Source organism: Spirosoma sp. SC4-14 (assembly GCF_037201965.1).
GTDB lineage: Bacteria > Bacteroidota > Bacteroidia > Cytophagales > Spirosomataceae > Spirosoma.
Window position 1 is genome coordinate 2108322 of sequence record NZ_CP147518.1, and the last position, 12789, is coordinate 2121110.

The following is a 12789-nucleotide window of genomic DNA, read 5'->3' on the forward strand; positions in this document are numbered from 1 at the left end:
CTGAATAGTTAGACCGCTTATTGCATCAACAGACTATATCGAAAGTAATAATTCTTTCAAATATAGTCTGTTGATCTGAACGGGCGATTCTATAAGCAATAGGCCGGTGCTATTTACCTAGTCCATCAGCCAGTTTGTTCAGCAAAGTTGGCTGTTTTAGGTCATAGATATACTCCCAGAACATAACACCTGCGAGGTGTTTCGATTTCACGTAGGCAATCTTAGGGTCGAACGATTGGGCATCGGCGTAGGAAATAAACATCCGTGAGGTCGGATTCCAGAGATAGGGTGACTTGGCATCGTTGTCCCAATAGCGAACAAAACCGTTTTTGTTGATGTATTTATCAACCAGTTCGTCGTAGCTAATGAAGTAGTGTTTGCCGGTAGCTGGCTGGTAAAGGCCGTTGTCTTTCGGATTCGCATCGGCCCATCCGCGACCGTAGAATGGCAGACCCAGTACAATTTTGCTGGCCGGAACACCCGCCTTAATATGCCCTTCGACACCGTCGGCACTGCTGTTGCGCGCCTGACTGCCTTTTTTCGACTGATACAGATTGCTATGATGGCCCGTCACTTTGTCGTTGCCATGATAGATGTCATAGGTCATGATGTTGACGTAGTCCAGGTATTTCTGCGCTTTGCCAAGTTCGGTATGATTCACAAAAGCCGTGTCGACGCCGGTTGCCGTTGTGAGCAGATAATGATTGGCTCCGGTACGTTTGTCTAGTTTTCCCTGTTTGTCGAGTTGTTGGCGAAGTTCTTTAAACAGCAGCGTGTAGTTCTGTTTGTCGGCGGGTCGGAAAATGTTGTTATCGCCAGGCTGGTCGGGGTATTCCCAGTCGATGTCGATTCCATCAAGTTTATGCTTTTTCAATAACTCAATCGCACTAGTGGCAAATTTCTTTCGCGATGCATCGGTCAGCGCACAATCGGAGAAGTATTTACAGCCGCCCCATCCGCCAATCGAAATCAGGATTTTCAGGTCTTTGTTATCGGCTTTCAAGGTATTCAGCGCGGCCAGATTGCTGGCGTCTTTGTTGCTCAGAGGAGCTAGTTCGCCATTGGCTGCCGGAACCGCAAAGGCGTAGTTGATGTGCGTGAGTTTTTGGACCTCGATCTGGTCTTTTGTCCAGCCATTGCCACTGATGTAGCCAATAATCACATAGCGATGGGGTTTTGGAGCCGATTGTGCTACCAAAGGATGGACAGTAAACGAAAGTAAACAGTCGAGTAAAAGAAAAAAAAGAGAACTATAGGAAAGCGTCATATAACAAAAAAAAGTTGCTGTGTAAAAAAAGCCTGTTCATACTTATCGATTAGGTAAGTGTAAATACTTGGCGTTCAGAAAGGATCATTGATTATTAGTTGTATTTATAAAGGAAGTGCGCCTTAGTAATTGTTCATGATATACTGTATAAGTTTATTTTAATCTGTAAATTATATTCGTAAATATAGGATAGTTTTTGAATATTTTTAATAATTGCAACTATATTTGCTGAAAATAGCCGATCAACGAAGTATATAAGGTAAGGTTTGACGAGGGTTGTTTCTGAAAACAGCCTTCAGGCAGCAGTTGAGCGGTATACATCTATTCTTACATAAAGAGCATCAGCGCACTGGTAGTAGTGCATTATTATACTTTAATTAAGTATAAATCCTTATCTGTAACGCTCTGTCGATCACTAATTTTATAGTTTATCAACGTTGTGCGCAAAAAAGTAGATTTGTGTATTCTTTAATTAATTAATCAACCAACCAGTAAATTGTATGGAACAGAAGCTACAGTTAACCTTCAGGAAGGTTTTGTTGTGCTTGGGAGCTTGGATTTTCCTGGCCTCATCGTTTGCGCTGGCCGCCGACAGGGATGTGACCGGTAAAGTACTTGATGAGAAAGGAAATGGGCTGGCCGGAGCAACGGTAACCATTAAGGGAACAACGAAAGGGACAAATACGGATTCGGAAGGTGCGTTCCGGATTAGTGTGCCCGATGGAAATGCTGTGCTGGTGTTTTCTTACATCGGCTATACCAAACAGGAAATAACCGTTGGCAATCAAACTGTTTTTACGGTGAAACTTGTACCCGGAGATGCCTCACTGGCCGAAGTGGTTGTAACGGCACTGGGGATCAAAAAAGAAAATAGAGCCCTGGGTTATTCGGTTACTACCATTGAGTCATCGGCGCTGAATGTGGCCCGGGAAACAAACGTAGTAAACTCGTTGCAAGGCCGGGTGGCCGGTCTGAACATTGCTCCGGCAAGTGGCGGCCCTGGTTCATCATCGCGTATTAACCTTCGGGGGGTGAGCAACTTCAACGGGGGGAGCCCTCTGTTTGTTATCAACGGTATTCCGATGGATAACACCCAGCGCGGTAACTCCGGTGAGTGGGGTGGCTCGACCAATGGCGATGGTATTTCGAACATTAACCCCGACGATATTGAGACCATGACTGTTCTGAAAGGAGCAACGGCTTCGGCGCTGTATGGTACGCGGGCGGCTAACGGCGTAATTCTGATTACGACCAAGAGCGGTAGCAAAAACTCGAACCTGTCGGTCGAGTATAACGTAAACCAGCAGTTCGACCATATTATCAACTATACCGATTTTCAGTATGAGTATGGTCAGGGGCAGCAGGGCCAGCGGCCTACCGATGTGGCTACTGCGAAAAACTCAGGTGTTTATAGCTGGGGAGCCAAAATGGATGGTCAGCCATTTACGCAATACGATGGTAAGCAATATCCTTACTCGCCCGTGAAAGACAATCTGGAGAAGTTCTACCGCACAGCTTCGTCGCTGACCAATACCATTGCAGTATCGGGTGGTAGTGATCAGACCAGTTTCCGGATGTCGCTCTCGTCGCTGAATGCCGAAGCGGTACTTCGGAATAGCGGCCTGAAACGGAAAACGATCAACCTTAACATCAATCAGAAGGTTACGCAAAAGTTCGATGTGTCGTTGATGGGGAACTACATCGATCAGCAGGACCAGAACCGGCCTTCGCTGATGGATGCGCCGATGAATGCTAACTATGGTATTCTGTTGCTGGCAACGAGCTTCAATCAGGAGGCCCTCAAACCTGGCTACAACACAACCACGGGCGATGAGCTGACCTTTAGTGATGACGTATATAAAACGAACCCCTGGTTTGTTGTCAATCAGTATAAAAACAACTTCGACCGGAAGCGTCTGATTTCGGCCATCACCGGTAAATATCAGTTTGCCGACTGGATTTATCTGCAAGGCCGGATTGGTTATGACATCATCAACGATGGTGCGTTCAATATTACGCCTTACGGTACAGCTTATTCGCATCTGGGAGGTATTGGTCAGAGTAAGCAACAGACCTCCGAATTAAACATCGACGGACTGTTGGGAATCAACAAAAACATTGCTCCTGATCTGAACCTGAATGTAGCCCTGGGCGCTAACCTGCGGAAAAACAAGCTCGAAAGCATCGGTATTTCGGGTAGTCAGTTGAACATTCCGTATCTGTATACGATTACCAACACGCTGTCGAAAAGCCAGAGTTACGGCTACAACGAGCGTCAGGTACAGTCGGCTTACTATACGGCTGATTTCAACTACAAAAACTACCTGACTCTTTCGACAACCGGCCGCTACGACGTGTATTCGACGCTGCCATCGGCTAACCGCGGTATTTTTGCTCCGGCGGTATCAGGAAGCTTTGTCTTCTCTGAATTGTGGAAGCCTACCATACTCAACTTTGGTAAGCTCCGGGCATCGTATGCCCAGACAAGCGGTGAAGCCTACGATGCTTATCTGACAACCCAGTACTACTCGCTGGGCAACACCTACAACAACCTGCCTCAGGGTAGCTTCAGCAGTACGCTGCCGAACATCAATCTGAAACCCTATCGTTTGAAAGAACTGGAAGTTGGTTTTGAAACTAAGTTCCTGAACAACCGCTTAGGTCTTGATGTAGCGTACTTTAACCGCGAAACCAATGGAGAAATCGTGAACGGTCCGTTGTCGATTGCAACCGGCTACACCTCACGCGTATTGAATCTGGGTTCGACTAAAAACACGGGTATCGAAGTATTGCTGACCGGTACGCCAGTGATGACCCAGAAATTTAAATGGGATGTGTCGTTCAACATCACAAATGTGAAAAACACCATTGTGAGCATCGACGGTACGGCTAATCCGGCTCCGCTGACACTGGGTACCTATCGGCCACTCAATGGTAACGTTGCTCACGTTCAGGGTATGGCCGCAGCACAGATCATGGCCTACGATTTCAAATATGATGCGAACGGCAAAGTCATTGTCGGTAGCGATGGTATTCCGGTTCGTGGTGATCTGAAGCCAATGGGTTCGGCGCTGCCTAAAGTATATGGTGGTCTGAACAACAACTTCAACTATGGTAATTTCTCGTTCTCGTTTCTGTTCGATTATAAGTTTGGTGCCAAAGTGTTGTCGGCAACCAATCACTACTCGATTGTGGATGGCCTGAACAAAATGACTCTGGTTGGCCGCGAAACGGGCGTTGTTGCCGATGGCGTTCTGGCAACGGGTGAAGTGAACACTAAAAATGTAGCGGCTCAGGACTACTACAAAGGGTTAGTTACCAACGTATCTAAACTGAACGTATTCGATGCCAGTTTCATTAAACTTCGTCAGGTTGTGCTTAGCTACCACTTGCCCGCTCAGTGGTTTACGGGTAGCAAACTTCCCTTCGAAGCGGTGTCTATTTCGGTGGTTGGCCGCAACCTGGCAACCCTGCTGAAACATACCGACAATTTTGATCCTGAATCTGGTATTTCTTCCGACGTACGGTATGCCGGTATCGAAGGGTTACAGATGCCATCAACCCGCACTTATGGTTTCACGCTAAATGCTCGATTCAAAAAATAAGCCATGAAAATGAAAAACAAGGCATTATATATAGCAGCGCTGGCATCGGTTCTGACAACAGGCTGTACGGATAATTTCGACACCATTAATACCGATCCAACAAAAGCGACTGCCGCCAACTGGGACCCGAACTACTTCCTCCCAAATGCGCAGAATAGCTATATTAATTTAGGATACGGAAGTATGCTGTATCAGGCACCAGCCATGCAGGTGCTGGCTTCAACGTTCAGCTACTACGGCAACGGCGACAAGTATGTGAATACGCAAAACTCGACCAGCTATCAGGGAACGCTATTCAATACCACCTATTCGACAGGAACCGTATTGTCCGAAATGCTGAGCCTCACGCAGGGGAAAGACCAATATTCGAACCTCTACAATGTTGGGCGGATCATGCAGGCCATGAACATTCTGCGCGGTACTGACGTATATGGCGATGTGCCCTATACAGAAGCCTTCAAAGTAAAAACGTCGGGTATTGCACAGCCTAAATACGATACGCAGCAGTCGATTTATACCGCTATGCTGACCGATCTCGACGCGGCTATTTCGGCGCTCGATGCCTCGAAGGCAAAAATTACCGGCGATCTCTATTATGGTGGCGACATCAACAAATGGAAGCGCTTTGGCTATTCGCTGATGCTTCGTTCGGCCATGCGCCTGGTGAAAATTGATCCGGCAACGGCAAAAACCTGGGCTGAGAAAGCGGCCGCTGGTGGTGTCTTTACTTCCAATGCCGATAATGCCATGGAAATTGCTGATGCCAACAATGCGACATCGGGAATCTACAGTGTGTATCAGGTAGCCGACGATTTCCGCGAACTACGGTTCTCGAAAACCTTTATCGATGCCCTCAAGTCGGCAGGCGATCCGCGGTTGAGTGCCATTGCCGAAGTGCCTCAGGCTGGTCTGGCCAATAACAAAACCCAGACCTTGGTTGGCGACAATACGGCTTCTATTCAGATGGGATTGCCAAACGGCTACGACCTGAACGGTGGCACTACCGACATTCGGAAAGCTACTGGCTACCCAGGCCCTACCGGAACTGGCGACGATGTTGCTCCGCTGGGCAATTACTCTCGTCCGCGGATATCGGTTTATCTGAAAAAGGCCGGTACGCTAATGGTGATGACCTATGCCGAAACGGAATTCCTGCTGGCCGAAGCAAAAGTTCGCGGCTGGAATGTGCCGGGTACGGCTGCCGATCACTACAAGAATGGTGTCATTGCCGCTATTACCGAACTGGCTCAGCTCGATGCCAGTGCAACCGTCTCTACCGATGTTGCTACGGCTTTTGCCACCGCCCATCCGCTTGATGTTAGTTCGACAGAAGCATCGCTGAATGCAATCAATACGCAATACTGGCTGGAAACGGGTTCGACCTTCAACTTCATCGAAACCTGGATGAACTGGCGCCGGTCGGGCTATCCGGCACTGGCACCAGTCAATTATCCGGGCAATGTAACAAACGGTCAGATTCCCCGCCGAATGATCTATCTCTCGTCCGAAATCCTGAATAATCCAACCAATTATAAGGATGCGGTTTCACGACTGACGGGTGGCGATTTGCTCACCAGTCGAGTCTGGTGGGATAAGTAATCGAACAAAAACGTAAGGGACTCATGGAGTCCCTTACGTTTTTTATGCAAATTATGAAATTGGGTTACCTAAAAGAATTACTCGCTGGTAAAAACGGAAAACCAGTGTAAAGGCATTGATGAGTAATGCCAATCGGGCATTTATGCTTATTTTTGATTACCTGCCTGAACATTCTGAGGAGAATATTCACTGAGTAATGAACATCGTAACGTAATGAGTATAGACCTAACTTTTTCTGAATCTATTGCCCAAACTAAGCCGAACAGACATCGTTTTTGCCTATTCCTGATCGTTCTCTGCTTTTTTAGTCCTACACTCTACGCTCAGACTCCCTTATTTAAATTACTGGATTCAAAACAAACCCACGTTGAGTTTCGGAATGAGATCGACGAAAACGAAAGCCTCAACGTGCTGGCTTACGAATATTTCTATAACGGTGGTGGTGTTGCCGTTGGCGATCTCAACAACGATGGCTTACAGGACATTTTTCTGACCGCCAACCTGAAAGCAAACAAACTATACCTAAACCTGGGGGCGCTAACGTTCAAAGATATTACGAAAGAAGCCGCTTCTGAACTGGCTGGCCGATCGGGCGGTTGGAAAACGGGCGTTTGTATGGCCGATGTAAACGGCGATGGCTGGCTCGATATTTATGTCTGTTATTCTGGAAAAGTAGATACCGATAAACGTAGGAATCAACTGTTTATCAATCAGGGTGTTAAGGATGGCGGAACCGTACGTTTTGTTGAAAAAGCCAACGAATACGGTCTCGACGATCCGGGCTATAGCACGCAGGCTGTCTTTGTCGATTATGATCGCGATGGCGATCTGGATATGGTTCTGCTGAACCATAATGTTCGGAAATTCGACAATATGGAGCTTGCCCGGCTCCATAACGAAACCGATGAGTTTGCCGGTAATAAATTATTCGAAAACCAGAACGGCCATTTTACAGATGTGGCCAAAAAAGCGGGTATTTATCAGTTCCCGCTCACATTCGGGCTTGGTGTTGCCGTTGCCGATGTAAATCTGGACGGCTGGCCCGACCTTTACGTAACCAACGATTACAACGAGCCAGACTACCTCTACATTAACCAGAAAAACGGCACTTTCCGCGACGAAACCCAGCAGTATTTCCGGCATCTGGCTCATTTCTCAATGGGTGTCGACATTGCCGATTATAACAACGATGGCAAGCCGGATGTGATGTCGCTCGATATGCTGCCCGAAGACAACCGACGGCAGAAACTGCTGCAACTTCAGGAAAACTACGAGTCGTTTGAGTTGATGCAGCAACAGGGCCTATACCGGCAATATATGCGCAATATGTTGCAGATCAACAATGGCAACGGTACTTTCAGCGAGATCGCTCAGGCCGCCGGCGTGTCGAATACTGACTGGAGCTGGGCTCCGCTGCTGGCCGATTTCGACAACGATGGCTACAAAGACCTGTTCGTGACAAACGGCTATCTGCGCGATTATACAAACAAGGATTTTCTTAAGTACTGGGGCGACTACAAAGTTAAAAAGGCAGTCAATCGCGAACCCGTCCAGCTCATGGATCTGGTACGGGCCATGCCATCGACCAAGCTGCCCAACTACATTTTTCGCAATAACCACGACCTTACATTTACCAACACCCAGCGGCTGTGGGGCATCGAAACGCCGTCTATATCGAACGGGGCGGCCTATGCCGATCTGGACAACGACGGCGATCTGGAATTAATCGTCAATAACATCAACGACCCGGCTTTTATTTATCAGAATATGAGCCGCGAACAATCGGGCAATGCCTATATTCAGGTGAAGCTACAGCCTGCTCAGATCAATCAGAGCGTTATAGGCACTAAAGTTACGGTGTATGCGCAGGGAAATCGGCAATATCAGGAGCTGGCTCCCGTTCGGGGCTATCTGTCGAGCCAGCCGTATGTGCTTCATTTTGGATTAGGGAACGCTACAGTTATCGATTCCATTGCCATTGTCTGGCCCGATCAGTCGCGGCAGCTACTGACCGGTACGGCCGTAAATCAGCAACTGCTTATTCAGCAGTCGGCATCAACCAATAGCTCGGTCGTTGCATCGGCGCATCCGCAGCGAAAGCCATTTTTTGCCAAAGCCGAAACTACGTTTACGTATACGCATGAGGGTTATACCGAAAATGATTTTAAGCGGCAGCCGCTTATGCTGTGGATGTATTCGCACACTGGTCCGGTCATAGCCAAAGGTGATATAAACAAAGATGGGCTCGACGACATCTTTGTAAGTGGCGACCAGAAAAAAACGGGTACTATTTTAAGGCAGCAGAAGAACGGATCGTTTAAACCGATTGACGGCCTTGTCATTGGCGACGAGGCCACGTCGGCGGTGTCGGCGGCTGTTTTTTTCGATGCCAATGGCGACGGCTTCGATGATTTGTATGTTGCTAAAGGCGGATACTCGTTGTTTGAACCAAACACAGAATCATTGCAGGATGAGTTATACCTCAATAATGGTCGTGGGAGTTTAGCACTACAGAAGGGAGCATTGCCCGACATGAAGGCTAGTAGTAAAGCCTGCGTTCGGCCATTCGACTACGATGGCGACGGCGACCTCGATCTGTTTGTTGGCGGGCGGGTTATTCCGGGCCGTTACCCACAGGCACCGCGTTCCTACCTGCTCGAAAACACGGGAAAAGGTCAATTTCGGTCTGTAGACGTGCCGTTTTCGTCGGTCGGGATGGTGACCGATGCGCAGTGGGCTGATCTGGATGCTGATGGCCATACTGAGTTAATCGTATGCGGAGAGTTTATGCCCATAAAAGTATATCGGTATACGGCTACCGGCTTTGTCGATCAAACGGCGCACTATTTTCCGAATTCGGAAAATGGATTCTGGTTTTCGCTGGCCATTGCCGACCTGAATGGCGACGGCCACAAAGACATTGTTGCCGGTAATCTGGGCAACAATTCCCAAATCAGAGTATCGAAGCAGGAGCCTGCCGAACTGATCTACGCCGATGTTGATAACAATGGGTCAATTGATCCCTTTTTCTGCTTTCATATTCAGGGGGTCGCCTATCCCTTTGTTAGCCGCGACGAACTGAACGATCAGATTTATGCGATGCGGAAGAAATTCGCTTACTATAAAGATTATGCAAATGCCAAAATCTCGGATATTCTCTCGCCCGATGAGCTGGCCAGAACCCAGAAACTGACCGTTACTGAACAGCAGTCGGTTTGTTTTCTGAGCAATAATGGCAAATTTGAAAAACATATCCTGCCGTTGCAGGCGCAGTTTGCACCCGTAACCACCATTCTGACCGACGATGTTGACCACAACGGCACTACCGACCTGCTGCTGCTGGGCAACAAGTCAGACAATCGCTTAAAGCTGGGCAGCATGGATGCAAACTATGGTTGTTTATTGTTGGGCGATGGAAAAGGTAATTTTCTGTATGTTAATCAAACTGATTCCGGCCTTTCGATTGTTGGCGACAGCAAGTCAGTTCTTTGGGTGAATACACCGCAACAACCGCTGTTGCTGATTGGCACGCTTAATCAACCAATTCAGGTGTATAAAAAACAGTAACCATGCGACAAGCTTTATTTTTTTGTCTGTTACTGGCCACCGTTGCGCGGGCCAAACCAACAAAAACCGATTTACGCAGCCAGATTCAGCCGACTGTTTTTGCCATAACGATGGTTATGATCCACGATGTGGTGAACCCGCCCGCAGCCAGCCGATTTTATACGTACTGCCTGTTGGGAGCGCATGAGATAGCCGCCCGGAACCAGAAAACCATTGTTGCCCCAACCCAATTGCTGCGTGGCCTGAAACCGATTGAGATAGGCCGGAAAGAACCGTACGATTCTCAGATTGCTGCTCTCTATTGCATTCTGGAAACCGGTAAACTATTGCTGCCGTCGGGGTATATGCTGGAAGAGGAAGAAACGAAGCTGATCGATCAGTTAAAGAAACAGAAATATAGCGAACAGCTCATTCGTAGCTCAGTTGCTGTTGCCCAAACAGTTGCCAAACAGGTTGTGGCCTACGCTGCCGACGATAATTACCGAAACCTGAGCGCGCGGCAACGTTATCGCCCAGGCAAAAGCGACAGCACCTGGTATCCGACCCCGCCCGGTTATATGGAAGGGATCGAACCGCACTGGCGCACCATCCGCCCGATGCTGATCGACTCCTGTAGTCAGTTTAAACCCGCCCCGCCCGTATCGTTCAGTAAAGATACCAGCAGTGCCTTTTATCGATTGACGTATCAGGTATATCAGGTTGGGAATACGCTAACCGATGAGCAGCGAATGATTGCTTCGTTCTGGGATTGTAATCCGTTTGCCATCAACACATCGGGGCATATGTCTATTGGCTTCAAAAAAATCAGTCCGGGCGGGCACTGGATGAGCATTGTTAGCCTTGCTGCCGAAAAAGCCCAGTTGAGTTTCGAAAAAGCCATTATGGTTCATTCGTTAGCGTCGATTACGCTGATGGATGCCTTTATTAGTTGCTGGGACGAAAAATACCGAAGCAACCGAATCCGCCCCGAAACGGTCATTAACAAATACATCAATGTGCGTTGGCAACCTTTGTTGCAAACGCCCCCATTTCCTGAATATACCAGCGGGCATAGCGTTATTTCGACGGCGGTAGCCGAAGTGCTTACGTATTTGCTGGGTGACAATTTCGCATTTATTGACACAACCGAAACCTTATTTGAACTACCCGAGCGGTCATTTCCATCGTTTCGTAAAGCTGCCGAAGAGGCCGCCATATCGCGGCTTTATGGAGGCATTCATTATCTGGATGCCATAGAAAACGGACAGGCGCAGGGCAGAGCCGTAGGGGTATTTATTATTAACAAACTTAAAAAAGCAGGAGTGGAGCCTGTGTTATAAGTTTGTTGCCGATACGTTGTTCTGCCGCCTGATAAAACAATAGAAATTGATGCTGTTTTGACGAGATAAATAATCGAATCTAAAGGTATTTCTGAACAGCATCGTTCTTTTTGTCTATGAACCAACCTCATATTTTACAAAAGTAGAATAGCTTCACTTCATGCAGGATAACACGTTCTTTTCGGTAATAGATACAAAAAAAAACAAACTCAAACGGCAGATCATTAAAGAACTCTACCGCTTGCAGTCGCGCACTATTTCGCAGTTAGCCAACCGCTTGCACACCAGTATTCCATCAACAACCTCGTTAATTGAAGAATTAAGCTTAGGACATTGGGTGCAGGGAATCGGAACTGGCGAAGCACAGTATGGCCGGAAACCATCCTTGTTTGCCCTCAACTCAACCCAATACGTTACGGTTGTTATTGACATCACTATTCATGATACAAAACTATTGGTCTTTAACCTGGCTAATCAGGTCGTGCATCGGGTTGATGTGGATATACGGCTCGATAAATCGCCAGCTTTTCTGAATGTGCTGGCCGAACCGCTCGACCAACTGGTGCAGTACATTAAGGAGCACCAATTGCAGGTCATTGGGGTAGGAGCAGCCTTGCCGGGGCTCGTAAATCCTTGGGAAGCGGTCAATCATACGTATCCTGGCCTTAATTCGCCAGATCAACCACTGGATCAATTGCTGGAAACACTCTTCAATGCTCCGGCTTATCTTATTAACGATACAAAAGCAACCATTCTGGGAGAACACCGCTTTGGGCTCGCTCAGGCCAAAAAGCATGTTTTGTCGATTAATATCGATTGGGGAATCGGCCTGGGTGTAATCACAAATGGAGAAATCCTGCAGGGCTCGGCGGGTTTTGCGGGCGAATTAGGCCATATTCAGATGAAAACCGACGGCGAGCTATGCTCCTGTGGCAAAGTCGGTTGTCTTGAAACGCTGGCGTCAGCATCATCGCTGATCCGACGGGCCAAAGCTGGTCTCGAAGAGGGACGAATGTCGATGCTGGCCGATATAGAACCGGCTACGATTGATATTGAAACCATTATTGAAAAAGCAACACTAGGCGATGCTTTCTCAATTGATTTACTGAATGATGTTGGTAGTGCATTAGGAAAAGCCTTGTCGACAACCGTACATCTGTTCAATCCTGAGCTAATTATTGTGAATGGCGTTCTGGCCAAAGCCGAACGGGCCATCATACGGCCCATTGAGCAGGCCATTGATAGGTACTGCCTACCCAATTACCGCGATAATCTGACCATTGAATTGTCGCAGTTGGGTGAGATGGCCAAGTTTTATGGTACGCAGGCCTACGTTATTCAAACCTTACTGGAGCAGGAACGAATTCCGTGAGGATGGCGTGTTTATGGTTTATCGTCTATGGTTTATGGTTGCTCCGCCAAGTAGTACTCT

Annotated in this window: 6 protein-coding genes; 5 read left to right on the forward strand and 1 reads right to left on the reverse strand. The window is 47.7% G+C overall.

Features of this window, described 5'->3' with window-relative positions; genetic code table 11:
- Positions 1-109: 109 nt before the first annotated feature.
- Positions 110-1267 (reverse strand): glycoside hydrolase family 18 protein, encoded by a 1158-nt coding sequence (locus WBJ53_RS08510; protein ID WP_338875652.1) that lies wholly within the window; start codon positions 1265-1267, stop codon positions 110-112.
- A 500-nt stretch (positions 1268-1767) separates the two neighbouring features.
- On the opposite strand from WBJ53_RS08510, the gene WBJ53_RS08515 reads away from it, so the two are divergent.
- The 5 genes from WBJ53_RS08515 to WBJ53_RS08535 all read left to right on the forward strand — a co-directional run bounded on the left by WBJ53_RS08515 (position 1768) and on the right by WBJ53_RS08535 (position 12729).
- Complete coding sequence (locus WBJ53_RS08515) at positions 1768-4872, forward strand: SusC/RagA family TonB-linked outer membrane protein (protein WP_338875653.1); 3105 nt, start codon at positions 1768-1770, stop codon at positions 4870-4872.
- A gap of 3 nt (positions 4873-4875) precedes the next feature.
- Positions 4876-6471, forward strand: coding sequence for a SusD/RagB family nutrient-binding outer membrane lipoprotein (locus WBJ53_RS08520; protein WP_338875654.1), 1596 nt, complete (start codon positions 4876-4878; stop codon positions 6469-6471).
- Positions 6472-6684: 213 nt separating this feature from the next.
- Complete coding sequence (locus WBJ53_RS08525; RefSeq protein ID WP_338875655.1) at positions 6685-10038, forward strand: VCBS repeat-containing protein; 3354 nt, start codon at positions 6685-6687, stop codon at positions 10036-10038.
- A gap of 2 nt (positions 10039-10040) precedes the next feature.
- Positions 10041-11357, forward strand: coding sequence for a vanadium-dependent haloperoxidase (locus tag WBJ53_RS08530; RefSeq protein WP_338875656.1), 1317 nt, complete (start codon positions 10041-10043; stop codon positions 11355-11357).
- Between the two features lie 160 nt (positions 11358-11517).
- Positions 11518-12729 (forward strand): ROK family protein, encoded by a 1212-nt coding sequence (locus WBJ53_RS08535; protein ID WP_338875657.1) that lies wholly within the window; start codon positions 11518-11520, stop codon positions 12727-12729.
- Positions 12730-12789: the final 60 nt, after the last annotated feature.